Annotated in this window: 28 protein-coding genes and 1 tRNA gene; 27 read left to right on the forward strand and 2 right to left on the reverse strand. The window is 59.8% G+C overall.

Features of this window, described 5'->3' with window-relative positions; all coding sequences use genetic code 11:
* Window positions 1–114 precede the first annotated feature (114 nt).
* The 7 genes from rpsU (at window position 115) to QC826_RS03410 (ending at window position 6,804) form a co-directional block, all read left to right on the forward strand.
* Entirely contained in the window at window positions 115–327 is a 213-nt protein-coding gene (gene rpsU / locus QC826_RS03380) for a 30S ribosomal protein S21 (RefSeq protein ID WP_008451879.1), read from the forward strand.
* Between the two features lie 184 nt (window positions 328–511).
* Entirely contained in the window at window positions 512–961 is a 450-nt protein-coding gene (locus tag QC826_RS03385) for a GatB/YqeY domain-containing protein (RefSeq protein WP_099415423.1), read from the forward strand.
* A 181-nt stretch (window positions 962–1,142) separates the two neighbouring features.
* On the forward strand, window positions 1,143–2,939 hold the full coding sequence (gene dnaG, locus QC826_RS03390; protein WP_093382896.1) for a DNA primase: 1,797 nt from the start codon (window positions 1,143–1,145) through the stop codon (window positions 2,937–2,939).
* Between the two features lie 545 nt (window positions 2,940–3,484).
* Window positions 3,485–5,734: an RNA polymerase sigma factor RpoD gene (rpoD, locus tag QC826_RS03395; RefSeq protein WP_409567758.1), complete on the forward strand. Its 2,250-nt coding sequence runs from the start codon at window positions 3,485–3,487 to the stop codon at window positions 5,732–5,734.
* 104 nt (window positions 5,735–5,838) lie between these two features.
* A tRNA-Ile gene (locus QC826_RS03400) sits at window positions 5,839–5,917 on the forward strand.
* 513 nt (window positions 5,918–6,430) lie between these two features.
* Entirely contained in the window at window positions 6,431–6,604 is a 174-nt protein-coding gene (locus QC826_RS03405) for a hypothetical protein (RefSeq protein WP_279764396.1), read from the forward strand.
* On the forward strand, window positions 6,601–6,804 hold the full coding sequence (locus tag QC826_RS03410; protein ID WP_093389703.1) for a hypothetical protein: 204 nt from the start codon (window positions 6,601–6,603) through the stop codon (window positions 6,802–6,804). The genes QC826_RS03405 and QC826_RS03410 overlap by 4 nt, the downstream gene beginning before the upstream one ends.
* 26 nt (window positions 6,805–6,830) lie before the next feature.
* On the opposite strand, the gene QC826_RS03415 is transcribed toward QC826_RS03410, so the two are convergent.
* Window positions 6,831–6,983, reverse strand: a complete 153-nt coding sequence (locus QC826_RS03415) for a hypothetical protein (RefSeq protein ID WP_279764397.1) — start codon at window positions 6,981–6,983, stop codon at window positions 6,831–6,833.
* Window positions 6,984–7,190: 207 nt separating this feature from the next.
* Between QC826_RS03415 and QC826_RS03420 the strand changes: the two genes are divergently transcribed.
* From QC826_RS03420 to QC826_RS03485, 14 genes are all read left to right on the forward strand, one after another.
* Complete coding sequence (locus QC826_RS03420; RefSeq protein WP_093389702.1) at window positions 7,191–7,505, forward strand: hypothetical protein; 315 nt, start codon at window positions 7,191–7,193, stop codon at window positions 7,503–7,505.
* A 539-nt stretch (window positions 7,506–8,044) separates the two neighbouring features.
* Complete coding sequence (locus QC826_RS03425; protein ID WP_279764398.1) at window positions 8,045–8,257, forward strand: major coat protein; 213 nt, start codon at window positions 8,045–8,047, stop codon at window positions 8,255–8,257.
* A 130-nt stretch (window positions 8,258–8,387) separates the two neighbouring features.
* A complete protein-coding gene (locus QC826_RS03430) occupies window positions 8,388–9,005 on the forward strand; it encodes a hypothetical protein (RefSeq protein WP_279764399.1) in 618 nt (205 codons plus the stop codon).
* Window positions 8,993–9,313, forward strand: coding sequence for a hypothetical protein (locus tag QC826_RS03435; protein ID WP_279764401.1), 321 nt, complete (start codon window positions 8,993–8,995; stop codon window positions 9,311–9,313). Before QC826_RS03430 ends, QC826_RS03435 begins: the two co-directional genes overlap by 13 nt.
* The gene (locus tag QC826_RS03440; RefSeq protein ID WP_279764403.1) at window positions 9,310–9,594 is read left to right on the forward strand and encodes a hypothetical protein; all 285 of its coding nucleotides are present in this window, start codon (window positions 9,310–9,312) and stop codon (window positions 9,592–9,594) included. Before QC826_RS03435 ends, QC826_RS03440 begins: the two co-directional genes overlap by 4 nt.
* A 20-nt stretch (window positions 9,595–9,614) precedes the next feature.
* On the forward strand, window positions 9,615–9,944 hold the full coding sequence (locus QC826_RS03445; RefSeq protein WP_279764404.1) for a DUF5455 family protein: 330 nt from the start codon (window positions 9,615–9,617) through the stop codon (window positions 9,942–9,944).
* Window positions 9,945–10,085: 141 nt separating this feature from the next.
* Entirely contained in the window at window positions 10,086–11,237 is a 1,152-nt protein-coding gene (locus QC826_RS03450) for a zonular occludens toxin domain-containing protein (protein ID WP_279764405.1), read from the forward strand.
* Window positions 11,234–12,481, forward strand: a complete 1,248-nt coding sequence (locus QC826_RS03455) for a type II secretion system protein GspD (protein WP_279764407.1) — start codon at window positions 11,234–11,236, stop codon at window positions 12,479–12,481. The genes QC826_RS03450 and QC826_RS03455 overlap by 4 nt, the downstream gene beginning before the upstream one ends.
* 33 nt (window positions 12,482–12,514) lie before the next feature.
* Window positions 12,515–12,784, forward strand: coding sequence for a hypothetical protein (locus QC826_RS03460; protein ID WP_093389697.1), 270 nt, complete (start codon window positions 12,515–12,517; stop codon window positions 12,782–12,784).
* 513 nt (window positions 12,785–13,297) lie between these two features.
* Complete coding sequence (locus tag QC826_RS03465; RefSeq protein ID WP_279764408.1) at window positions 13,298–13,423, forward strand: hypothetical protein; 126 nt, start codon at window positions 13,298–13,300, stop codon at window positions 13,421–13,423.
* 33 nt (window positions 13,424–13,456) lie between these two features.
* A complete protein-coding gene (locus QC826_RS03470; protein WP_279764409.1) occupies window positions 13,457–13,735 on the forward strand; it encodes a hypothetical protein in 279 nt (92 codons plus the stop codon).
* Between the two features lie 970 nt (window positions 13,736–14,705).
* Window positions 14,706–15,200 (forward strand): site-specific integrase, encoded by a 495-nt coding sequence (locus QC826_RS03475; RefSeq protein WP_279764410.1) that lies wholly within the window; start codon window positions 14,706–14,708, stop codon window positions 15,198–15,200.
* A gap of 174 nt (window positions 15,201–15,374) precedes the next feature.
* A complete protein-coding gene (locus QC826_RS03480; RefSeq protein WP_279764411.1) occupies window positions 15,375–15,575 on the forward strand; it encodes a hypothetical protein in 201 nt (66 codons plus the stop codon).
* 47 nt (window positions 15,576–15,622) lie between these two features.
* Window positions 15,623–15,910: a type II toxin-antitoxin system RelE/ParE family toxin gene (locus QC826_RS03485; RefSeq protein WP_279764412.1), complete on the forward strand. Its 288-nt coding sequence runs from the start codon at window positions 15,623–15,625 to the stop codon at window positions 15,908–15,910.
* 134 nt (window positions 15,911–16,044) lie between these two features.
* On the opposite strand, the gene QC826_RS03490 is transcribed toward QC826_RS03485, so the two are convergent.
* Window positions 16,045–16,299: a type II toxin-antitoxin system Phd/YefM family antitoxin gene (locus QC826_RS03490; RefSeq protein WP_279764413.1), complete on the reverse strand. Its 255-nt coding sequence runs from the start codon at window positions 16,297–16,299 to the stop codon at window positions 16,045–16,047.
* A 187-nt stretch (window positions 16,300–16,486) separates the two neighbouring features.
* On the opposite strand from QC826_RS03490, the gene QC826_RS03495 reads away from it, so the two are divergent.
* The 6 genes from QC826_RS03495 to QC826_RS03520 all read left to right on the forward strand — a co-directional run bounded on the left by QC826_RS03495 (window position 16,487) and on the right by QC826_RS03520 (window position 22,368).
* A complete protein-coding gene (locus QC826_RS03495) occupies window positions 16,487–16,876 on the forward strand; it encodes a DUF5710 domain-containing protein (RefSeq protein WP_279764414.1) in 390 nt (129 codons plus the stop codon).
* 502 nt (window positions 16,877–17,378) lie between these two features.
* Window positions 17,379–17,705: a zinc ribbon domain-containing protein gene (locus tag QC826_RS31540; RefSeq protein ID WP_409567858.1), complete on the forward strand. Its 327-nt coding sequence runs from the start codon at window positions 17,379–17,381 to the stop codon at window positions 17,703–17,705.
* Window positions 17,706–17,983: 278 nt separating this feature from the next.
* The gene (locus QC826_RS03505) at window positions 17,984–18,577 is read left to right on the forward strand and encodes a hypothetical protein (protein ID WP_279764416.1); all 594 of its coding nucleotides are present in this window, start codon (window positions 17,984–17,986) and stop codon (window positions 18,575–18,577) included.
* 15 nt (window positions 18,578–18,592) lie between these two features.
* A complete protein-coding gene (locus QC826_RS03510) occupies window positions 18,593–19,273 on the forward strand; it encodes a hypothetical protein (RefSeq protein ID WP_279764417.1) in 681 nt (226 codons plus the stop codon).
* 32 nt (window positions 19,274–19,305) lie between these two features.
* Window positions 19,306–20,505, forward strand: coding sequence for a hypothetical protein (locus tag QC826_RS03515; protein WP_279764418.1), 1,200 nt, complete (start codon window positions 19,306–19,308; stop codon window positions 20,503–20,505).
* Between the two features lie 87 nt (window positions 20,506–20,592).
* Window positions 20,593–22,368, forward strand: coding sequence for a zinc ribbon domain-containing protein (locus QC826_RS03520; RefSeq protein ID WP_279764419.1), 1,776 nt, complete (start codon window positions 20,593–20,595; stop codon window positions 22,366–22,368).
* Window positions 22,369–22,508 lie beyond the last annotated feature (140 nt).

Consider the following 22,508-nt stretch of genomic DNA (forward strand, 5'->3'; position numbering starts at 1 on the left):
TTTTCACGACGAAATGCGCTTTCCAGGCCGGTTCGGCTGCCAGACCTCTTCCATTTCTGGCAAAAAGCTGCTACTATCTCTCTCTTCCTATAAATCAACGGTTTGAATTTTTACATGACCACTATTCGCCTTAAAGAAAACGAGCCGTTCGAAGTCGCAATGCGTCGCTTCAAACGCACCATCGAAAAAACCGGTCTGCTGACCGAACTGCGCGCACGCGAGTTCTACGAAAAGCCAACGGCTGAGCGCAAGCGCAAGCTGGCAGCTGCAGTCAAGCGCCACTACAAGCGCATCCGCAGCCAGCAACTGCCGAAAAAATTATTCTAAGACTGTTCATTCAGAATCGACCCCGGTAGTACGGCGCATTGGCCGCCACGGGTTGTGTTCTGTTTCGTTTGGATGCGGTTCCGTCCAAATGAGTCGCCTGCCCGCTCCGGTTCGCCGCAGCGGGTTTTCGCATTTATAACGCATTAATATTGTGATTCATATTGTGTCATTCCAGGAGAAAACGATGGGCTTGAGAGAACAAATCACCGAAGACATGAAAGCCGCGATGCGCGCCAAGGAAACCGGCAAGCTCAACACGATCCGCCTGCTGATCGCCGAGATCAAGCGCAAGGAAGTCGACGAGCGCATCGAAGTCAACGACACCCAGGTGGTGGCGATCGTCGAAAAAATGATCAAGCAGCGCAAGGATTCGATCACCCAGTTCGAGGCCGGCGGCCGCGCCGACCTGGCCGACATCGAAAAGGCCGAGCTGGCCGTGCTGGTGGCCTACATGCCCGCCGGCCTGTCCGACGAGGAGGTGGCCGCCGAGGTGGCCGCCGCCGTGGCCGCCTCCGGCGCCACCGGTCCGCAGGACATGGGCAAGGTGATGGCCATCGTCAAGCCGAAGCTGGCCGGCCGCGCCGACATGGGCGCCGTCTCGGCCCTGATCAAGAAGGCCCTGGCGCCGGCCTAAGGCAAGAGCGCCGGCGGCCCGAGCCCAAGCTGCGGCGGAGTCGAGGGTCAGACCCTAGGGTCTGACCCTGGTCCTTGCCCTTGTGGGTTGCTGCCGTCCCCCGCGCCGCACTCTGCGCCGGATCAAGTCCGGTGCGGGGTGCGGCGGTATAGTCTGATCCATAACAAGACCGCCCAGCCAAGTGATACCACAATCCTTCATCTCCGACCTGCTGAACCGCGTCGACATCGTCGACGTCGTCGGGCGCTATGTGCAGCTGAAAAAAGGCGGCGCCAACTTCATGGGCCTGTGCCCCTTCCACAGTGAAAAATCGCCCAGCTTCACGGTCAGCCCGACCAAGCAGTTCTACCACTGCTTCGGCTGCGGCGCGCACGGCACCTCGATCGGCTTCCTGATCGAATACTCCGGCATGGGCTTCGTCGACGCCGTCAAGGATTTGGCGCAGAACGTCGGCATGGTGGTGCCCGAGCAGGACGACAAGATCCCGCCGGCCCAGCGCGCCCAGATGCAGGCGCACAGCATGGCGCTGACCGAGGCCATGACGCACGCCTGCGATTTTTATCGCGGCCAGTTGCGCGGCGCCGCCGGCGCCATCGCCTACCTGAAGAACCGCGGCCTGACCGGCGAGATCGCCGCCCGCTTCGGCCTGGGCTTCGCGCCTAGCGGCTGGGACAACCTGCGCTCGGTGTTCCCCGACTACGAGGCGGTGGTGCTGGCCGAGTCCGGCCTGGTGATCGACAAGGTCGACGAGGACGGCGGCAACCGCAAGCGCTACGACCGTTTCCGCGAACGCATCATGTTCCCGATCAAGAACACCAAGGGCCAGGTGATCGCCTTCGGCGGCCGGGTCTTGGACCACGGCGAGCCGAAGTACTTGAATTCCCCGGAAACGCCGCTATTTTCAAAGGGCTTCGAACTGTACGGCCTGTTCGAGGCGCGCCAGGCGATCCGCGACGCCGGCTACGTGCTGGTGACGGAGGGCTATATGGACGTGGTGGCGCTGGCGCAGATGGGTTTCCCGCAGGCGGTGGCGACCCTGGGCACGGCCTGCACCACCAACCACGTGCAGAAACTGTTGCGCCAAACCGACACGGTGATCTTCAGCTTCGACGGCGACAAGGCCGGCCGCCGCGCCGCCCGCCGCGCGCTGGAGGCCTGCCTGCCGCACGTGTCGGACAACAAGACGATCAAGTTCCTGTTCCTGCCGACCGAGCACGACCCGGACAGCTATGTGCGCGCCAACGGCGCCGAGGCCTTCGAACAGGAGATCCACGACGCCATGCCGCTGTCGCAGTTCCTGCTCAAGGAGGTGTGCGGCGAGCATGATTTGAACGGGCCGGAGGGCAGGGCGCGCGCCCAGTTCGACGCCAAGCCGCTGCTGCAGGCGATGACGCCGTCGTCGCTGCGCCTGCAGATCGTGCGCGGCCTGGCGCAGTTGACGCAGAGCTCGCCGTCGGAGATCGAGGTGCTGTTCGAGCTGGCCAAGCCGGTCGCCGTGGCGCGCAAGGCGCCGCCGCGCAGCGGCCGGCCGGTGCCGGTGGGGCTGGAGCTGCAGATCGTGCGCCACCTGGTGGCCCATCCGCCGCTGGCGCTGGACATCGACGAGGCGGCGCTGGCCAGCTTCGCCTATTTCGGCGCCGAGCCGGCCGAGCGGCTGGCGCAGCTGGTGGCGGCCGGCCAGTCGCTGGGCCAGCACGGCGGTTTTGCGGCTTTCGCGCAACATTTGAAGTCGCAGGGCGCCGAGTACGACGAGATCATCAGCGAGATCGTCAAGGAGCCGGAGTCGGACTTCGACGCCGTGCGGCTGTGGTTGAAGGGGGCGATCCGCCAGATCAAGATGGACGCGCTGAAGCAGGAGTTGAGCCAGTTGTTCGCCGCCGGCCTGTCGTCCGACGAGATCGGCGTGCGCTACCGGGAAATCACATCGCAGCAAGACCAATTGTTGCGCGAGGCCGAGGCCGAGCTGGCCAACCGCTAAGTGTGGCGGGCGGGCAGCACGCTGCCTGCCCGCGCAACGGTCCGCCCTTGCAAGGGCGGCCGGCGCGGGATAAAAATGGTGCCCGGCGCCACCGCCTCTCGCCCCCTGGAAATTGCAAAACAGCGTGCTATAATAAAACGCTAAGTGTTGTGTTTTTTGGCATTGTTTTTTAATTCAGAATTTGTATTTGTTTTCAGTAAGTTAGGCTCTTGATCGGCGCAGCAAGGCGGCGTCGGCGGCTGGGGCCAGCTTTGGTTTAGACGGCGCGGGACCGCTCGCCGCCGATGGTGGCAGTTCTGTCCGCCTGTAAGCCACTCATGGTTCTCGCCCCCACTCGCGCGTCAAATGCAGTAGAATTTCTGCCAAAATCGGTCCGAACGGGGCCAGGTAGGGATCTGTTGCGGTCGCGGATCGTGCCCAACGAGGTGTAAGTAGTCGTAGTAATGTCGAGCGTGCGCAGTCGGCAGGTTCGAAGACGTAGGCCCCAAAAGGGCCGCAAGAAACTTTATCCTAATAAGCAAGTCGTTGTGTAATCGAAAGCGCCTGTGCCAATCAAGAAACCTGAATCCAATGTGGCTGCCAAGCCCAGCAAAGTGACCAGCCAAGCCGCGAAAACCGCGGACAAGGCGGAAACGCGTGTCGCCAGCAACCCGCCGTCGGTCAGCCAGACCACCGACGCGGCCACCTTGGCTGCGATCGACACGTCGGGATATGTATTGCCGTCGGTAAAAGTGCCGGGCCGGCGCGGGCGCAAGCCGAAGGAATTCCAGCCGGAAAACGACGAAGTGGCCGCGCTCAACGCGGTCGAGCGCGCCGAGCTGAAGGCGGTCGACAAGGCCAAGGCCAAGGACCGCAAAGCCAAGGAAAAGGCCCTGCTGAAGGACGCCTTCTCGTCCGACACCGAAGCCTCCGAAGAGGAGCTCGAGCGGCGCCGGCAGAAACTCAAGACCCTGATCAAGTTCGGCAAGGAGCGCGGCTTCCTCACCTACGCCGAGATCAACGACCATCTACCCGAGAACATCGTCGATCCTGAAGCGATCGAGGGCATCATCGGCACCTTCAACGACATGGGCATCGCGGTCTACGAACACGCGCCCGACGCCGAGACGCTGCTGCTGTCGGACAACGTGGCCACCGTCACCAGCGACGACGAGGCCGAGGCCGCCGCCGAGGCGGCGCTGTCGACGGTCGACTCAGACTTCGGCCGCACCACCGACCCGGTGCGCATGTATATGCGCGAGATGGGTTCGGTCGAGCTGCTGACCCGCGAGGGCGAGATCGAGATCGCCAAACGCATCGAGGACGGCCTGAAGGACATGATCCAGGCGATCTCCGCCTGCCCGGTGACGATCGCCGAAATTATCGCCGCTTCCGAGCGCATCCGCGCCGAAGAGATCAAGATCGACGAGATTGTCGACGGTCTGGTCGACGAGAGCGAAGGCGAGCCGGCCGCCCCGGTGGCCGCCCCGGCGGCCAGCGAGGACGACGAGGAGGATGCCGAGGAAGAGGAAGCCGAGGAAGAGGAAGAGGAAGAAGCGGCCAGCGCCTCGGGCGCCGCCGGTTTCTCGGCCGAACAACTGGAGGCGCTGCGCACCACCGCGCTGGAGAAGTTCGACGTCATCTCCCTGCAGTTCGACAAGATGCGCAAGGCCTTCGAAAAGGACGGCTACAACTCCAAGGCCTACGTCAAGGCGCAGGAGGCGATCTCCCACGAGCTGCTGGGCATCCGCTTCACCGCCAAGGTGGTCGAGAAGCTGTGCGACACGCTGCGCGGCCAGGTCGACGAGGTGCGCCACATCGAGAAGCAGATCCTCGACGTGGCCGTGAACAAGTGCGGCATGCCGCGCGCCCACTTCATCAAGGTGTTCCCGGGCAATGAAACCAATCTGGATTGGGTCGACGGCGAAGTCGACGCCGGCCACGCCTACAGCGCCATCCTGGGCCGCAACATTCCGACCATCAAGGAACTGCAGCAGCGCCTGATCGACCTGCAGGCCCGCGTGGTGCTGCCGCTGCCGGACCTGCGCAACATCAACCGCCAGATGGCGGCCGGCGAGATGAAGGCGCGCAAGGCCAAACGCGAAATGACCGAGGCCAACCTGCGCCTGGTGATCTCGATCGCCAAGAAATACACCAATCGCGGCCTGCAGTTCCTCGACCTGATCCAGGAAGGCAACATCGGCCTGATGAAGGCGGTCGACAAGTTCGAATACCGCCGCGGCTACAAGTTCTCGACCTACGCCACGTGGTGGATCCGCCAAGCCATCACCCGCTCGATCGCCGACCAGGCGCGCACCATCCGCATTCCGGTGCACATGATCGAGACGATCAACAAGATGAACCGGATCTCGCGCCAGATCCTACAGGAGACCGGCGCCGAGCCCGACCCGGCGACCCTGGCGATCAAGATGGAGATGCCGGAGGACAAGATCCGCAAGATCATGAAGATCGCCAAGGAACCGATTTCGATGGAGACGCCGATCGGCGACGACGACGATTCGCACCTGGGCGACTTCATCGAGGACAACAACACCCTGGCGCCGTCCGACGCCGCGCTGCACGCCTCGATGCGCGGCGTGGTCAAGGACGTGCTGGACTCGCTGACGCCGCGCGAGGCCAAGGTGCTGCGTATGCGCTTCGGCATCGAGATGTCGACCGACCACACCTTGGAAGAGGTGGGCAAGCAGTTCGACGTGACGCGCGAGCGGATCCGCCAGATCGAGGCCAAGGCGCTGCGCAAGCTGCGCCACCCGTCGCGCTCCGACAAGCTGAAAAGCTTCTTGGAAGGTAACTAAGACTTGACTAGAGCCCGTGCCAGCCTATATCCTCGCGAGTTCGTTTCAGTAACGAGCGCGTCGGAGGGCAGGGTGGTACGGTCCCAGCGCAGCAGTACAAAACTGGGCCTCTAGCTCATGCTTGGTTAGAGCAGCGGACTCATAATCCGTTGGTGCCGTGTTCGACTCACGGGAGGCCCACCATTTTCGCCGGGGCGCAATTCCATTACGAGTTGCTGCCCTTTCATCGCAAGCATGTTCAGCAAATATGCTTTCTTCTCAGGGTCGTGCTCAGCCTCGGCCCCTGCCAGTGCAACGGCCCTCTCCGGGTCTTCTCCGATCAGTTCCGCCAGCTTTGCGGCATAGTATGCCGAAATATGCTGATTTTTCTTCCATGTGCTGACAGCGCCGCTGCTCAGGTTAAACATTCCGGCGATAGCCACTCCCTTATAGCTCTCCAGAACTCGATTTAATAATTCAATCGTGCTATTCATCTGTTACCCCTTGTAAACATATCTCGTATGACGTAAGATTTCTCTTGTGATGAGAGATTCTCTCGTCTCATGAGTTGTGAGTAAACGATACCACAAGCGTGACATGTCACGCTAATTCTTGCTCTCTCGGTCTCCGGTATACGTGCCGCCCGTTAGCCCATTACTACGGTTTGGGAGGCAAATGTTAGTTGGGGAGTTCGCTTAGTTCTTGAGGAGTTTTGCCATGTGTGGATTGACGATTGCCCTAGAAAGTGAAGAAGTCTTTGCCTTGAAGGCCGCGTTGACCGATCAGATTGCGCGCTTCGAAAAGTGCATGGCTGCTGATCCTCAGCCCGAAGTGTGGGAATCGGCCCTGTCGGCTTCTCGCAACGTACTGGCCCGGTTGTCGGCCGCATGAAAGTCCGCCAGCTCATGGCAATTTTGAGCAAGTGCGACCCGGAAGGCGTCGTTACGCTCTCCTTGCCGCTGTTCGACGATTCCAGCATGGGTTTGAAGCAAGTTGTATCCCCAATCGTCACCCCCTTGTTCAGCGCTACCGCTCAGCAGCGCAAGGGGTTGCCCGATTGGGTAAGTATCGAAATTTTTAACTTGGCTTAGTGATTCACTTTAATCGCCTTGGATCGTCATTTTTTATCTTTGTCCTTTTTCGCTGCACGGTTGCCAATCTTCGTGGCGATGTAGGCCAAGACTGCGAAGAGGGCTAGGCCGGGAAGTGCGTAGTGTGTGACTAGGTTTGTGAAAATTTCAACAATTGCTTTGGGATCGGTTGGGCTCATGGAATATGACTTTGTTTTGTTCGCTAAGGTTTGTGCCGCACTGGCGGTTCATTGCGCACTTCAATACTTCATTTTTCGCCAATTGGACAAGATTTTCGGGGTAGGGCGTTAATGTTACCCCACATCAACTTTATTTTGTGTGACATGTAACGCTAATTCAGCGTTTTTCTAATCGCTCTAGCGGGCGAAAACTTGAGAGGAAATACCATGAAAAGCATCATCCAAATTCTGAACGTCGTCAAAGTGGCCGGCCGTTCCAAAAAGACCGGCAACGATTACGACATGCGCATGGCTCAGTGCATCGTTCAGAAGGTCAACCCGGACACGGGCGTGATTGAGCCTTTGATTGGCGAGCTCGTTTTGCCTGAGCGTTTCAAGGACACGCCGCCCGGTACTTACGATGTTGAGTTCGAGGTGTCCATTTCGCAGGACAAGCGCATTGGTGCCCAGGTCTATTCTATCGTGCCAGCTGGTGCGAACCGTCCGGCCCAGCCCGGTAAGGATATGAAGGCCGCCGCCTAATCGTGGCTTACTGCGCCTTTACCCAGCCCGCTACGCCGTCAACGAACACCGTTGTGCGTGTTGATACTAGCGTGCAGGTTACGACCGTGGTAAGCCCCTCCTGTGCGTTCTTGCTGCTGTCGCCGGCGGATTACCAGCGACTCAACACTTACACCACTACTACCCCGGGGCCAGATGTGAACGTTACCTCAGACATGTTTTTCGGTGCCGTGCTTGTTGTGCTGTTCGCTGTGGGCTGGATCGCGGGGGCGCAACGATGATGGGCCTTCTCTCCAGCTTGTCGCCAATCCTGTTTTTACTGGCCTTGTTTGTTGGCGGCGTCTACCTCGCCAAGTACATCATCCATCGCCTCGTGAGCCACAAATGACGACCGCGCAAATCATCGCCTACTGTTTCACGGCCTTTGGCCTCGGCTTCGCCGCCGGGTCGATCCAGCGCATAACGCGCAGGGCTATTGAGACATTGGAATAGCTTTTGTTTCGCTGGGCATGTCGCCGCCTTGCCCTTCTACTTTTCGGCAAATTTTTCTGGAGTGTTTTATGAACAAAAATATCAAACGTGGTCTGGCCGCTGCTGCCGTCGCTCTGTCGGGTTCCGCAATGGCTGCTGGCGATCCGGGCGTCGATGCCATCACTGCACTGAGCGGCACCGCGCAAACCTACATCACTGCCGCCTTCGGCGTGGCGGTGCTGGTGGCTGGTGGTTTCTGGGGCATTCGCATGATGAAGAAAGCTTTCTCCAAAGCCGGCTAACTGTCTTCTGCCTACGTTTTCTGGGGGCGTCTTGTGCGCCCCTTTTTTATTCATATAAATTTCGTTTCGGAGGTTCGCATGCTCCGTTTTTATCTCTTTGTTTCCCGCTTCGGATTTTGGGCACTCGTCCATGATTAATCGTACTTTAATTTTGATGTTGTCTCTGATTTGCTTGGCCCTCGCTTCCACTTCTGCGATGGCTGCTAAAGAGTATCGTATTAATCAATATCAGATAATGGGTTCCAACATTCTTCTTGATCCTGTCTCCTGCGATACCATTAATTCAATGCCTATTGTGAAAGTATCCACAACAACGCCCGGCACTTGTGAGGGTCTTGATTCGGCTTTGAAAACAGGCGGTTCTTCGTTTGTGTTCGTTTCAAAAGATGGTCGACGCTATAATGTGTCAATCGGTTCTAGTGGCTCCTGCGTTGCTGGGCCTGGGCCTACTTATCTTATTCCCACTGGCTATGTTTCTGACGCTACAGGAAAAACAGTTCAAATGTTTACTGATCCTGTCGGTGAAAAATTTTCCAGTAAGGGTTGTGAAATGGTTATTACTTCCGAGGTGATGCCTATTAGTTGTGTTACTGGTGGTGGCGGTAATCCGCCAGCCGGTATTCACACCGCTTCGTGTTATTACGAGTCCCGTATCACTGGTGCCAATGGTGGTGTCGATGCGTCGCCTTCGACGACTGCTGATGATTACACTGGGTCGTCTCCGTACTTGTTCAAATGGCGCTACTAATTACCCGACTTGTACGCCGCCGACTACTGGCGGTGGTACTGGCGGCACTGGTGGGGCAGGCGGCGGCACTGGTGGCACTGGCGGGACAGGCGGTGGCACTGGTGGCACTGGCGGCACTGGCGGGACAGGCGGTGGCACTGGCGGCACTGGCGGCACTGGCGGGACAGGCGGTGGCACTGGCGGCACTGGCGGCACTGGCGGGACAGGTGGTGGCAATGGCGGCAATTGCGGCGCTCCTGGGCAGCCTGCTTGTAGCATTGACGAGGGTAATACGCAGGCTGGAATTGGCGGCATTCTTGATGTGTTGAACAAGTTCGTTGACGGCATCGGATCGGGGCGGGATGAGGGGCTTCATTTGGCTACCGATGACGTCAACAAGGATACATCGCTGTCGTTTGGATTGAGTCTGCCGGCTGGTGCCTGTACTGATCCTTCGGTGAGCCTTCCGGGTGGTGGTGGTAGCTGGCGTGTGGACATTTGCAGTTACGTGGCGATGATTGCGCCCATGTTCGAGTACCTGTGGACTTTCCTGTTTGTGTATGCGGTGATGGGTATGGTTTCCCGCGCGACAGTTAAGCCAATTGCATAATTTTTTCTAGGGGGGGGTTTATGCCAAAACTTGCAAGTTTTTTACTTAGTGTCTTTTCTGGTTTTGCTGCGTGGCTTGCCAAATATTTGACGCAAAAAATTGCTGTTACAGTCGCTATAGTCGCTATTGCTACCGCGCTTTTCGTTGGTATGTACGTGACTGTGCGTACCCTTGTTGCGGCCGCGATAGGCGGTGCTTACTCGTTCTCGCCGATGTTTGGCGCCGGTATCGCCATGGTCATTTCGCCGCGCACTGCGGGCCTCCTGTCTAGCTACGTGCTGTTCTGGTCGGCGTGTGAGTTGTACAAGTGGAAGGTCAATCTTGTTCAACTGTGGACGAAAACGATATGAACATGCATCAGCGCGAAGTCATATTTCTTGCCCTCGTTTTTGTCTGCTTCATCTGGTTCGTGTGGGTGCATATTGCATCCAATTTGCCCGATGACTTCCTGTCTTCTGCTCGTTCAAAATCCACATTGAAGGATCAAGCCGATGGCCGTCTACGCGATAACGGGTAAGCTCGGCAGCGGCAAAGGGAAGGCCGCAATTGACCAAATCCGGCGCTACCTTCGCCAGGGCAAAAGGGTCGCAACAAACTGCGATGTGTTCCTAGAGCACTTAATGCCTGAGCGTGACAGGTCGTCCGTGATCCGGATACCGGACAAGCCGTCTTCCGCCGATCTCTACATGGTCGGCAGCGGAAATCGCTTCATCGATTTTGAGCCCATTTTGCGCTCGGGAAAAAATGGTTTTGAAGCGTCGGCGCCGTCGCCTCGGCTACTTCCCGGGTTCGATGAATCCCACAATGGCGCGCTGATTTTGGACGAGTGCGGCTCGTGGCTCAACACTCGAAATTTTCAAGACAAGGGTCGTGCCGAAATGCTGGAGTGGGCGATTCATGCGCGCAAGTACGGCTGGGACGTGTTCTTCATCATGCAGAACATCGCGCAGGTGGACAAGCAGTTGCGGGATAGTCTGCTTGAATACGTGGTGCGGTTAAATCGTCTTGATCGTATGAAGGTTCCAGTCATTAGCGGCGCGCTCAAGCTGTTGACGGCCGGCGCCACCGAGGGGAATTTGCCGCGTGTCCATATCGGCGTTGTGCGCCTCGGTGCGATGCCCGATGCATTGGTTGCGGATCGCTGGGTATTTCGTGGCGACGACTTAAACAACGCCTACAACACCACACAGGTGTTCTCCGAAAATTACCCCCATGGCGTCCACTGTCTTTTGCCGGCATGGCACCTGTCTGCCAAGGTTGGCGTCTCTGCCGATTTTGTCGGCCCCATCCTTCCCGGCCCGCTTGGTTTGTCGTTGCTGCGCGCTCGTGTTCTTCCACCAAAACCTGTGTCTAAGCACATGACTAAATTTCTCATTGGTTCGATGTTCGTCGGCGTCGTGTTGGGTCTCTTCGGCTCGCGCATTGTTGGGCAGAGATTGCCGGCTATCGGCGCCACGGCTCAGCCTCCTGCTCGGGTCTATTCCGACTCGCTTAAGGGGGTGGGTTATTTCCGATTTTCGTCGGGCAAGTCTTTCGTCACACTTTCGGACGGCAACACTGTTGAGTCTGATATGTTGGTCGTTCGTCCTGACGGCTGGGAGGCTGAAACGGCCGAGCATATTTGGGTACGGGGCACCAAATGAAAAAGTTACTTTTGATTCTTCTGTGTGGCCCGTTGGTGGCGTTCGCTTCGCCTGTGTCCTTCAATTTTGCTGACGTTCCGCTTGTTGCGTTCAGTCAGTCGATTTTCAAAAATCTCCTTCGTGTTAACTACGTCATTTCGCCGGAGGTGCTTGCCAATGATCGCAAGATGACGTTGAGTGTTTCCGGGATTGAGCCGGACAAGGTTCTTCCGTTTGTCGAAGGAATTTTGCAGCAGCAGGGCGTTGCCTTGAACGTTCGCGACGGCGTGTATTACCTTGTGCCGGCAGGTCGGCCGCTTCCGTCGCCGCTCGTCACCGATGGTGTCTCTCCCGTTGCTGTTGTCCAGTCGGTGCCAAGGGCGGTTGCGTTTCCACAGGATGAATTGGTGCCGCCAGTGCGCAAGGTCGATGACGAAACGCGGGTGTACGTTCCTCAGAATCGGCCTGCTGAATTCTTGGTTGGCGTTGTCGCCTCGTCGTTCGGCAAGGTCGCCGCCAATGCAGCCGGGGGCAGTGTGGTGTTGACCGGATCGCCGGCCGCGCTGGATAAGATGCAAACCCTGATCGTCGCAGTCGATGCGTTGCCTAAGCTGGTTGACGTCTCGGCGTCGTGGGTGGAGGTCACAAACAATGTCGGTTCCGGTCGCGGCATTTCGCTGCTGGCCACCGTGCTTGGCGCGAAGCTTGGTGTGTCGCTTGGCTCTGTTAATTCCGGTTCGGCGATCAGCTTGAAGAGTGCTAGCTTCCAGCTGGTCGTGGATGCGCTCAGTACTGACAGCCGGTTTAAGCAGGTGTCGAACAGCCGCATTGTCGGTGACGATTACGAGAACCTTGTGCTCACCGTTGGCGACGAGACGCCGACCATTTCCAGCACCGGCAAGGACAATGCCGGCAACACCGTGCAGAACGTCGTCTACCGGCCCTCAGGCGTGATAGTGGACGTGCTGCCTAAGGTTCTAGGCTCGGGCCGTATACAGCTGCTGGTGGACGGTCAGATCAGCAGTTTCAAGACCACCGCCACCGGGGTTGCCGGTTCGCCGACACTTATCAAGCGCCAGGTCAAGACAAGGGTTACCGTTGCGGATGGCGAGGTGCTGCTGATCGGCGGCTTGAACGACACACAGAAAACCGTCTCTACTTCGTCGCTGCCGTTCCTCCCCGCTTCGTGGTCCTCGAAGTCGGACAGTTCTGTTTCGACCGATCTGGTTTTGATCCTGAGCGCCAAGGTGGCGGGGTCGGAATAAGCGCTACATGTCACGATAAATGGATGGCGCCAAATGAAGCAAGTTGAGGACGTTCATACGCTCGATATGCTCGGCCCGATTAAGCGCGGCCGCGGGCGTCCTGCTACCGGTTCGGCGATGACCGATGCGCAGCGGCAGAAGGCTCGGCGGCAACGGCTGAAGGAGGAAGGGAAGGGCGTTCTTACGGTCGAGGTGTCGCTTGATGTGATTGCCGCCCTCGATGCGTTCGTGCAGTTCAAGGACGAGGCCAAGGGGAGTGCGGTCGACCGGATTTTGCGTGATCGGCTGCTGCGCAAACGTTGACCGAATTTAATTTTCTCCTGCAGGAAGTTTTCGCCAGCCAGGCATAGCAAAATCGCCTCCGATCGGGGAATTAAATTTGGTCTGCAGTCGGCGTGTGGTTCTTCATGCCGGTTCGATGGGGTCATCATCGAATCGGAAGCCCGGAAGGCCTGTTGGCGGCGACTGGAAGCGGGGCGCGGCACCTCATGCACGGTAGGCCGGTTGGCGGGTGTGTATGGGGTTATGGGGGTGTGTGAACCGCGCCCTCAAGTCAATTTTCCTCTGCTGAGGTTGTAGCGGTTTGCGGTGGCTCATGCCCAGGTTGCGGGGATGGCGACGCTGCAAGGGCGCAGCACTGGCAGCGGCGCGCAGCGCCGCTAAACTTGTATTAGGGACACTTAAGAACACGGGAAGTAAAACGGCAGTTGTTGACGTTTCCAGCGGTAAATGTTTTTGCTTTTTGATGGACAAAAAAAAGCCCGGAAGTGCTAGAACACTCCGGGCCTCGATTCACCTGCTACAACAGGAAAACCGATGACCGAATTAGATTATGAAAATGCTTTGTCGTCAATTGATTTCACGCCAGTAGATGCACAGCCGTCGCAAAAACCGGATTGGTGGAGCGATGACAAGGTTAGAGGCACTTGGCAAGACACGTAATACGGCCCGCCAGCGCGTTTTTCCGGACGGACAGTGCGAAGTGACGGTCTGCAAGGATCGCTTCTTTGTAGGCCCGGGAAGCAGCGCAAAACGACCAAGCGCGGCGAGTCGGAGAACCGCGAGGCAAATGATGATGATGCCGGCCGCCGGGCGAAGAAGAACGTCAAGCTGTGCTGCAAGACCATCGGGGCGGATCGCATGGTAACGCTGACCTACCGCGAGAACATGGTTGATCGGGACATGGCGCTTAAGCACTGGAAGGCGTTTTGCCGCCGCGTGGGCAAGTCGCCGATTTTCACTATGTGGCCGTGATTGAGGAGCAGGAACGCGGGGCGCTGCATTTTCACGTCGCCGTGCGCGGCCGGCAGGACTTCGTAACGCTTCTGGCCATCTGGTAGCGGGTGCTAGGCAAGGGGCCGAACGGCGAGCAAATGGGACAGGTCAACGTCCGCAATCCGAATCGCTTCGGCTTTGGCGTCAAGGGCGTGCAGCAACATTCGCCTCCTACATCGCCAAGTATTGCGGCAAGGAAATGCAATGCCGGGCGCTCGATCAGAAGCGCTATTTTCGTTCGCGGGGCATTGTCGTGCCTGAGGTGACCACTTGGCGGTTACCTTGCACTGACATGCTCGGCGCCGTCCAGGCTGCGTTTAGGGCTATCCACGGCCATACGATGGAAGGTTTGCAGACTTGGTGTAACAACGCGCTCGGTGTCGTTGACCTAGCAACGGCGCCCGGAAAATTAAGTCGATCTAGATGAAGAATGTCCGTTTTGATTTAGGGTGACTATCGTTGTATTACCTACAAATTGGCGGATGTTGTATAGTTGATTTGTAGCAATTATGAGGGTGCGTCGATGGGTGCTAGTGATTCCTTGCAGTTGGCATTGTCCGGCGATAGTCAGTTGTTGATGACGTGGGATGATGGTGGTTGAGCGGCTGGCTGATTGAGAAATCTGATAAGGCTTCGTTGCACTCAAACAAGCGAATTTTTTGATGGCTTGAAAAATTTCTGTCAGGTGTTCCGCTGAGGGCCTTCACCAGGTCCGCTCGTTGACTCGTTGCACACTAAAGAAAATTTCGACGGGCGTTACTAATGCGCAATAAACAGGCAATGTTTGCGTTGCTGCGGTCGGTGTTTGATCCGGGCGTCGGCTGATTGGGAATGGCTGGGAATAGTTCCAAAGGTTCGGTTGCTGCGTGTACCTGTTCGACGTGTTCGCTACCTCACCCAGCGGCAGGCCGATTCCTTGTTGCGAGAGTTGCCACCTCATTTGGCGCAGATGGTCGCCTTCTCCTTGGCTACAGGTCTGCGAAAGTCGAACGTTACAGGGCTGTGTTGGTCGCAGGTCGATTTGCCCAGGCGGTTGGCGTGGATTCACCCCGACCAGTCTAAGACGCGCAAGGCGATCCCCGTGCCGTTGAACGATGATGCCGTGAGGGTGATTGCTTTGCAGGTGGGTTTGCACCCCGCTCGTGTCTTTAGCTACAAGGGTGAAGCGGTTGCTGAGGTGACTACAGCCGCGTGGTACAAGGCGCTGAAGCGCTGCGGCATTGATGATTTTCGATGGCATGACTTGCGTCATACGTGGGCAAGCTGGCACGTCCAGAACGGGACGCCGTTGAATGTGTTGCAGGAACTGGGGGGCTGGGAGAGTGCGCAGATGGTCAGGCGGTACGCCCATTTTTCCGCTGGTCATTTGGCAGCATATGCTGATAAACTGCCAACGTCGACCGGCGCTCGTGACGTGGCCGGTGTTGGTGCGGTGCTTGTCTAAGCCGCCATTGTTTTCGGGTCTTGTAGAGGACGTGACTCATAATCCGTTGGTGCCGTGTTCGACTCACGGGAGGCCCACCAAAATTCGCAGCCGCCGCTGCACGTAGATGCGTTGTCCGGTCAAAAGTTAGTCAAATGGCCTCGCAGCGGCACGATCTGGTGTAATCTTGAAGCCATGAACACCGTCCTATCCCCAATCGAATCCGAGTTCGCCACCGCCGAAGAGGCTGCGGCGTATGATCGTTGGTTCCGCGCCCAGGTGCAGGAGTCCATTGATGACTCGCGCCCCAGCATCCCGCATGATCAGGTGATGGCCGAAATGCGGGCCATCATCGCGTCAAAACGGAAAAATGCTGGGTCGAATAGCTCGTCGTGACGCCAGAATAAATACAGCTTCCCTGTACTGTATTTTCTGGAGAACGAATGCTCCCTGTTCAATGGCTTGCCAAGGCCAACATCAACTTGGCTACCATCATCACGTATATTGCCGAGCGCAATGATGTTGCGGCTTCCGAGTTGCAGAATGACATTGAGCGCGCCGTATCGCAACTGCCGCAGCACCCCTACCTGTACCGCCCCGGCCGTGTCGCTGGCACGCGGGAGATCGTGGTGCACGCCAACTACGTGGTCGTGTATCGCGTCCTGCCAACCGTGATTGAGATTGTCGCGGTCCTGCACACGCGCCAGCAATACCCAGCCGCCGCGAAGTGATCTGATCACACGGCCGTCTCTGAACGACGAGGGTGGCGGCATCAACGTTTTCCGTTCATGCCGTCACGTTCGTATCGGCCTTACCACGCCGCACCTTGCGCAGTTCGACACCACGTTGCTGTCGAGAACAAACATCATGAGAAGTCAGCCGGTCGCGTGTCGACGAGCACACGCGGCGACTCAAATTCGATGTCGGCAATACCCGGCATAGCCAGCACATCGGCAATGTTGCGCCGCGGCTTAGTTAGCCGCTGATAGTGCTCAAAGCTCATCAGCACATGGGCCGGTCGGCCGCGCTCGATGATGAACACCGGCCCGTTGTTTGCGGCACGTTTTGCCTCGCTCAACCCTTGGTTGAACTCGCGGCTTGACATGATGGCAATGGTCATGGCGACACCCTCGCATGCTTAGATAAGGTAGTGATGTTACTACTCCAGTCAAGCGGGTGCAGACGTTTCGGCGCCGACCGTCGCAGTGCATGTGCGGCCGGTATTTCTCGCATTCGCGTGGCGAATGCGATCCTCCTTGGCTTCCCAGCGTAAAATATGCCAACTGAAGCGGAACGTTGCTCGTTCCGTGGTTGACCCCGTCTTTTATGGCCTTGAAAAAATGATTCTTCTAAAAGTTCCGTTCTCGGAAAAAGACCAGGCGAAGGCGCTTGGCGCGCGCTGGAACGCCGACCGCAAGGCTTGGTATGTGCCCGACGGGCAAAACGCCAGCGCCTTCGAGCGTTGGCTCGACCCCTCGCAGGAGGTCGGCACGCTGGGCAAGGCGATCGGTTCCTTGAACGCCAAGTCGGCCAAGTCGACCAAGCCGGGCAAGGTGGACAGCTACACCGGCAAACAAATCGTCGGCGCCCACTATGTTGAGTTGAAACACGATTGCGCTCCATTCAGCGAGTGTGCCGAGTGTCAGTCCGTGCTGCTGGCTTCGGGGGTGGATCGCCGCGCACAATGCGGTTGGTAAAACGTTGGAAGCAATCAATCATCTGCGATAGCGAGATAGCGGCCACCATGTTGTTGTGGCCAACCTGAGAAGGCCACGCAACGTTGGTTCGCGCGGCGACAAGACAAGAGGGGGATGCGTGAGGCGAACGCATCTCCCTCTTGTCGTTTTGGGCCGGCGCCTCCCGCCGCTTTGGACATCTGCTTGATTCATCACAAACGCAGCTCCGACACCTCTCGCGCCGCATTGCCGTCGACCGCGCTCACAGGCACACTGCAAATTGTTTTGCCTAATTGCTCACTCTCTTTTTCAAATAAGCACCAGCCTTCCGACTGTGCGGAGTGCGGCCTTCGCCTGCGTTTGGCGTCAACTCCACGCTTTTCTAACGAAATACATGGAAAACATGCTCATCCGTATTGTTTCTAGTATTGCCCGTTAGACACACGTTGCCATAAGTGCTATTATCATCTGGAAATATTGATTCCTGGAAATTTTAATAAAATCTAGACAAGAGGGGTGATTGATGGCGAATTGCGGAAAATGCGGCACCGCGAACAAGGACGGCACGAAGTTCTGCAAGGCCTGCGGCAGTGTGCTTGCCGCGCAAGATGCCCTCTCGGTGGCGAATTGCCCGGACTGCGCCAGCAGCTTGCCACCGGGCGCGAAATTTTGTAAAAAATGCGGTTGTGCCGCGCCGTCGGCGCCGCTTTCGACGGTGTCACAGGAGGTTTTCCGGCCAGCCTCCCTCCGGTCTGGCCGGCGCCGCTGGGTCCAGATCAGAATAGTGTCGTCGCAGCATCTCCGGTTGACACGGGCGCGGCGAATTGCCGTAGTTGTGGCCATCCACTAGTCGTCGGTGCGAAATTTTGCAAGAAGTGTGGAACCACTGTGAGTGTGGACGCAGCGACGAAGCCGGTAGAACTAAGCAAGCCGAGTTTGCCACCAGCGGCAGTTGTCTTCGCTGCGACCGCCTCCGATGTTGCCGCCACCGCCGAGTCGAACGATCTGCAGTCCGCACCCGCACCCGCACCCGCCCCCGCCCCCGCCCCCGCCCCCGCCCCCGCCCCCGCCCCTAAGCCTGAAATCGCGCCAGAATACGTAGCGAAGACGGTATCGTCCGGTGCCCCAGTGGACAACAGGCTGAAGGTCACTGCAATCGTGCTCGCGGCGCTGGTGACGGTGGCCGGCGCAGGTGGGGGCTATCTGTGGTGGAGCGGCCAGAAGGCAGCCGGCACGGTGGCCGTGCCGGATGCGCCGACCGATGCCGCCGCATCCGTCCCGGCCGATACTGGCGCGGCTGCGGCGGAAAGCTCGGCACCGGCTGTTCCGGCAGCACCCGCCAGCCCGGCACCTGTCGCCGTGCAAGAGGAAATCCCGGCACCTGCGCCGGCCCCGGCTTCCATCCCGGCGCCCGTCGTCAAGCCGGCACCGACCGTCGCACCCAAACCGCTGGCCTTGGCCAAGCCCTTGCCGCCCGCGGCGCCGGCGCGCGTCGTGCCGAGTCTGGCCGACGGTGCCGCCGCCGACGGTTTGGCGCGCAAGGTTGGCGCCTTGCTGAGCCGGGCCGACGGTTATATCTCCGCCCGCCAGTACGACAAGGCGATCGCCACGGCGGAGACCGTTTTGCTGCTGGAGCCGCGCAACGGCGCCGCGACGGCGCTCATCGAGCGGGCCAAGAGCAAGCAAATGGAAGCATTGAAATCCGGCACTTCGATCGACTAAACCACAGGACACATTATGAACATCCAGAAAACCATCCTTGCCGTCTGCACCGGCAGCTTGTTGCTCAGCGGTTGCGCCACCACCGGCGGCGAATCGGCCGGCGGGTCGAGTAACAGCGACACCGCCATGCGTTGCGCCGCCTTCGGCGCTGGCGGCGCGCTGCTGGGCGCCGTCCTTGGCGGCAAGAGCGGCGCCGTGAAGGGCGCCGTGGCCGGCCTGGCCGCCTGCGCCGTCGTCGAGATCGCCTCGCGCCAGACCAAGTCCTCCGCCGAGGTGGACCGCCAATACCGGGTGAGCAACCGCAACCAGTTGCCGCCCAACGCCAAGATCGATTCCTATTCCACCCTGGTGACCCCCAACGGCATCGTCAAGGCGGGCGACGCGATCAAGATCCAGTCGACCATCCGCGCCGTGTCCGGCGCGAACGAGCCGGTGCAGGAAATCCGCGAAGTGCTGATCGCCTACGCGCCGACGGGCGAGGAGTTCAAGCGCGGCGAGAAAAAAGTCAACGACAGCGCCGGCAGCGGCGAGTACGACAACAGTTTCACGCTGCGTTTGCCGCAGGGCGCGCCGCAGGGCATCTACCGCTTGAAGACCCAGGTGTTCCTCAACGGCCGTCCGATGATCGCCAAGGAAACCAATATGCAGGTGGCCGAGTTGTCCGGCGCGCGCACTCTGGCCTCGCTTGACCGCTGAGCCACTCGATTCGACCTCTCATAGGAACCAACATGACCACAGCAGCTCCATCCGGATCGAACTCCTACGCACTACTTCGCGCCGCCGAAGCCGTCACCAATTGGCGCGCACTGGCGATGAGCGCCCTGGCCGGGCTCGCCTTTTTCCTGTTCCTGGCCCTGAGCGGCTGGCTGGCCAAGAGCAGCGTGTTGTTGGGCGGCCTGTTTTTCCTGCTGTCCCTGGTGCTCGGCCTGGTCGGTTACTCGTCCGTTGGCATCGTCCTGATGCGTCGTTCCCAGGGCCAGGACATCGGCCTGGTCGACGCCTTCCTGCAGGCGCTGTTCACCGTTCACCGCTTGTTGGGGCTGGCCGTACTGTTGTTCCTGGCCTTTGTCGGCTTGGCCTTGGCGACCTTGCTGGTGTTGGCCGTGTGTAAAATTCCCGGCCTCGGGCCCTTGGTCTACAGCGTCGCCTTTCCCATCTTGACGGTGATCCTGGGGCTGACCACGGCCGGCATGTTCTATGTGGTGATGCCGCTGGCGGCGCCGGCCATTTGGTCCGGCAACACGATCTGGGAAACGGCGGCGCGCATGCTGGTGATCGTGCGCCAGCGTTTGCTGCCGGTGATTACCCAACTGGTCATCCTCTCGATGCTGGTGCTGTTCCTGTCCGGCGTGGTGACCTTTGTGCTGATGACCGGCTATATGACGACGCTGGGCTTGTCCTCGGCGGTCGGCATCAATGCCTCCGGTAACGCGATGGGCATGGTCCAAAGCATGATGCTGGGCGGTATGGGCGGTATGGGCGGTATGGGCGGTATGGGTGGCCTGGGCGGCTACGGCATGGACGGCGCGACCTCCTATTTCGGCGCCTTCGCTTTTGCCACCGGGCTGCTGTTCACCGTGGGCATGATCATTCCTTTCCTGACCTTCATCAACGGCACTTGCCTGATCTATCTGCAAACCATTGAAGGTCTGCACTTCGATGCTGCCGAGGAGCAGTTGCGCGGCCATGTGGACGAGGCCAAACGGCGCGCGCAGGAGGCGCGCGAGCGCGCCAGTGCCAAGTTGCAGGAGGTCAAGGCGGCGCAGCGTGCGCCGGAGGAGGCCGCGCCGACCCCACCGGCCGCGTCGGTCGCACCAGCCACAGCGGCTACGCCGGCCGCCGCCGCGCGCGCCTGCGCCAGTTGCCACGCGCCGTTGGCGGCGGACGATGTTTTCTGCGGCGAATGCGGGGCCAAGAACCCGCTGTAGTCGCCCAGCCTTGGCAGTGCGCGCCGGCGCGCCCTTGATGGGCGGCGCCGGCGCTCCGTTAACCACCTTCATTTCACACGAGTGTCTATGAGTTACGAATTCAACCCGGACAACCAGGTCTTCGAATTTCCCAATCCGTACAAGGTGGAGAATCTGGCCCTGCTGTTGTCCGGCGGCTTGATGATCCTGGTGGGCATCGTCATCATGCTCGGCATCCGCGACAACATCGCGCGCGGCCTCGACGGGCGGGCCTTGGCCGTGCTGGGCATCGCCGCCAGCCTGCTGTTTTTCGGCATCGCGCTGTTGGCGCGCGCGTTCACCCAGTTGCGCTATTTCTTCGGCCGCAACCGGCCCGACAGCCTGGCCGCCACGGTGGCGCCGGAGCAGGACGGCGACAGCCAGCGGGCGGCCTACTACAAGGAAACGCTGCGGCAGAACGCGCTGACCTTCAACGAGCCGTCCGGGCCGCTCAACGGCCTGCTGTACGCCTGGTTGCCGCATTTGATCTTCGCGCCCAGGGTGATCCAGGCGTCGGCGCAAACCCAGTTCAACAATTTCCTCGCCTTGAGCGCGACCTTTCTCAGCTTCCTGCTGTGCTGGTTGATGTTCGGTGCCGGTCCCTTGAACGGCTGGATCGGCCTGGCCTACGGCGCCTTCGCGTTCTTCCAGATCATGCGGCCGATGGTGCAGCGGGGCAACGGCGGCGGCGTCACCGAGGCCGCCAACGTCGGCATGGGCGGGCTGGTCAGCCTGATCGTGCTGGCGGTGCTGGGGCCGGTGTTGCTGGGCCTGCTGTCGCCGCATCTGCCGGCGCTGGACGGCATTTCGATCAACGGTGTCGTCTGCGGCGCGCTGCTGTGCACGCTGCTGGGCTGCGCCGTCTTCGGCCTGGCGCTGAGGAGGCAGTTGCAGCCGCCGCCGCAGGCCGTCGGCGCCGCGCGCGTCACCGAGACGGTGACCATGAACGCCCATCCGAACAAGCTGGTCGAGGAGCTCGACCGCATGCTGATGGGCCGTTGGTACAGCAATATTCCAAACCGGCGCTACACGCGCCGTTCGCCGCAGATCCAAGGGCGGCAGGGCCAGTTCACGGCCGAGTTGCTGGAGGAGAGCCAGCCGCGTCCGCTACCCAACCGCATCGCCACCGGCGTCGGCCACGCCTTGTCGCAGCCGCAGTTCTTTTGGCTGACCTGCCTGACCGGGCTGGCGCTGGTGTATCTGGTCGCCGGCACCGCCGGCGCCTTCGTCGCCGCGCGCGACATCGTGGCCGCCGCGCCGGCCTCGACGACGCTGGCGTTTTCGCTCAGCCAGTTCATCATCGGCGTGTTCTGCTACCGCGCCGCGCACGTGCTGTGGGGCCGCTTCGACTTCGTCTCGGAGTTGATCTGGGTCGACATCGGCGGCAGTTTCGAGTCCGCCGACGTGCGCGTCGGCAACCAGCTGTCCGGCAACGTGCAGACCAGCAAGAGTGTCATCAATGTCGAGTCGATGACGATGCGTGTCTGGGTGTCCGAAATCGACACCGTGATCTTCGGCAAGGACGCCCAGCGTCAGTTGATCGGCATGCGCGGCCTGCCCGGCCTGGCCGATGAGATCGCCGCGTCGTTGAAACAGTTCGGCGAAGCCCGCTCGATGGTGGTTGCGCCGAGCTCGGCGCAGGACTTCGAACGTGCGCAACAGATCGGCGTGATGGCGCAACTGGTCGGTGGCGCCAGCGCGGCGGGGCTGTTGCCGGCGGTGCCGGTGGCGGCCGGCGCGCTGGCGACGGCGCTCGGGGCGCGGCAGTTTTGCACCGGCTGCGGCACCGGCCTGGAACCCGACGCGAGTTTTTGCGGCGAATGCGGGAAACCGACGGCGAACTGAGCGCGCCGGCGCGGCCGGGTCCGCCCGGCTCCGCCCGGCTCCGCCCGGCTCCGCCGGCTAGTGTAGTGTTGCGTCCTTGTTGACGCATAAAAATGCGCCTTTGCCCGCCATGCGTCGTTGCCAATCCTCGCGATAGCCCG

Source organism: Rugamonas sp. DEMB1 (assembly GCF_029834475.1).
Classification (GTDB): Bacteria; Pseudomonadota; Gammaproteobacteria; order Burkholderiales; family Burkholderiaceae_D; genus Rugamonas; species Rugamonas rubra.

Excerpts from the sequence above, each read along its gene's own strand:
- rpsU (WP_008451879.1), top strand. The coding sequence starts at position 115 with ATGACCACTATTCGCCTTAAAGAAAACGAGCCGTTCGAAGTCGCAATG.
- QC826_RS03385 (WP_099415423.1), top strand. The coding sequence starts at position 512 with ATGGGCTTGAGAGAACAAATCACCGAAGACATGAAAGCCGCGATGCGC.
- QC826_RS03405 (WP_279764396.1), top strand. The coding sequence starts at position 6,431 with ATGTGTGGATTGACGATTGCCCTAGAAAGTGAAGAAGTCTTTGCCTTG.
- QC826_RS03410 (WP_093389703.1), top strand. The coding sequence starts at position 6,601 with ATGAAAGTCCGCCAGCTCATGGCAATTTTGAGCAAGTGCGACCCGGAA.
- QC826_RS03415 (WP_279764397.1), bottom strand. The coding sequence starts at position 6,983 with ATGAGCCCAACCGATCCCAAAGCAATTGTTGAAATTTTCACAAACCTA.
- QC826_RS03420 (WP_093389702.1), top strand. The coding sequence starts at position 7,191 with ATGAAAAGCATCATCCAAATTCTGAACGTCGTCAAAGTGGCCGGCCGT.
- QC826_RS03425 (WP_279764398.1), top strand. The coding sequence starts at position 8,045 with ATGAACAAAAATATCAAACGTGGTCTGGCCGCTGCTGCCGTCGCTCTG.
- QC826_RS03430 (WP_279764399.1), top strand. The coding sequence starts at position 8,388 with ATGATTAATCGTACTTTAATTTTGATGTTGTCTCTGATTTGCTTGGCC.
- QC826_RS03435 (WP_279764401.1), top strand. The coding sequence starts at position 8,993 with ATGGCGCTACTAATTACCCGACTTGTACGCCGCCGACTACTGGCGGTG.
- QC826_RS03445 (WP_279764404.1), top strand. The coding sequence starts at position 9,615 with ATGCCAAAACTTGCAAGTTTTTTACTTAGTGTCTTTTCTGGTTTTGCT.
- QC826_RS03450 (WP_279764405.1), top strand. The coding sequence starts at position 10,086 with ATGGCCGTCTACGCGATAACGGGTAAGCTCGGCAGCGGCAAAGGGAAG.
- QC826_RS03455 (WP_279764407.1), top strand. The coding sequence starts at position 11,234 with ATGAAAAAGTTACTTTTGATTCTTCTGTGTGGCCCGTTGGTGGCGTTC.
- QC826_RS03460 (WP_093389697.1), top strand. The coding sequence starts at position 12,515 with ATGAAGCAAGTTGAGGACGTTCATACGCTCGATATGCTCGGCCCGATT.
- QC826_RS03465 (WP_279764408.1), top strand. The coding sequence starts at position 13,298 with ATGACCGAATTAGATTATGAAAATGCTTTGTCGTCAATTGATTTCACG.
- QC826_RS03475 (WP_279764410.1), top strand. The coding sequence starts at position 14,706 with ATGGTCGCCTTCTCCTTGGCTACAGGTCTGCGAAAGTCGAACGTTACA.
- QC826_RS03480 (WP_279764411.1), top strand. The coding sequence starts at position 15,375 with ATGAACACCGTCCTATCCCCAATCGAATCCGAGTTCGCCACCGCCGAA.
- QC826_RS03485 (WP_279764412.1), top strand. The coding sequence starts at position 15,623 with ATGCTCCCTGTTCAATGGCTTGCCAAGGCCAACATCAACTTGGCTACC.
- QC826_RS03490 (WP_279764413.1), bottom strand. The coding sequence starts at position 16,299 with ATGACCATTGCCATCATGTCAAGCCGCGAGTTCAACCAAGGGTTGAGC.
- QC826_RS31540 (WP_409567858.1), top strand. The coding sequence starts at position 17,379 with ATGGCGAATTGCGGAAAATGCGGCACCGCGAACAAGGACGGCACGAAG.
- QC826_RS03510 (WP_279764417.1), top strand. The coding sequence starts at position 18,593 with ATGAACATCCAGAAAACCATCCTTGCCGTCTGCACCGGCAGCTTGTTG.
- QC826_RS03515 (WP_279764418.1), top strand. The coding sequence starts at position 19,306 with ATGACCACAGCAGCTCCATCCGGATCGAACTCCTACGCACTACTTCGC.
- QC826_RS03520 (WP_279764419.1), top strand. The coding sequence starts at position 20,593 with ATGAGTTACGAATTCAACCCGGACAACCAGGTCTTCGAATTTCCCAAT.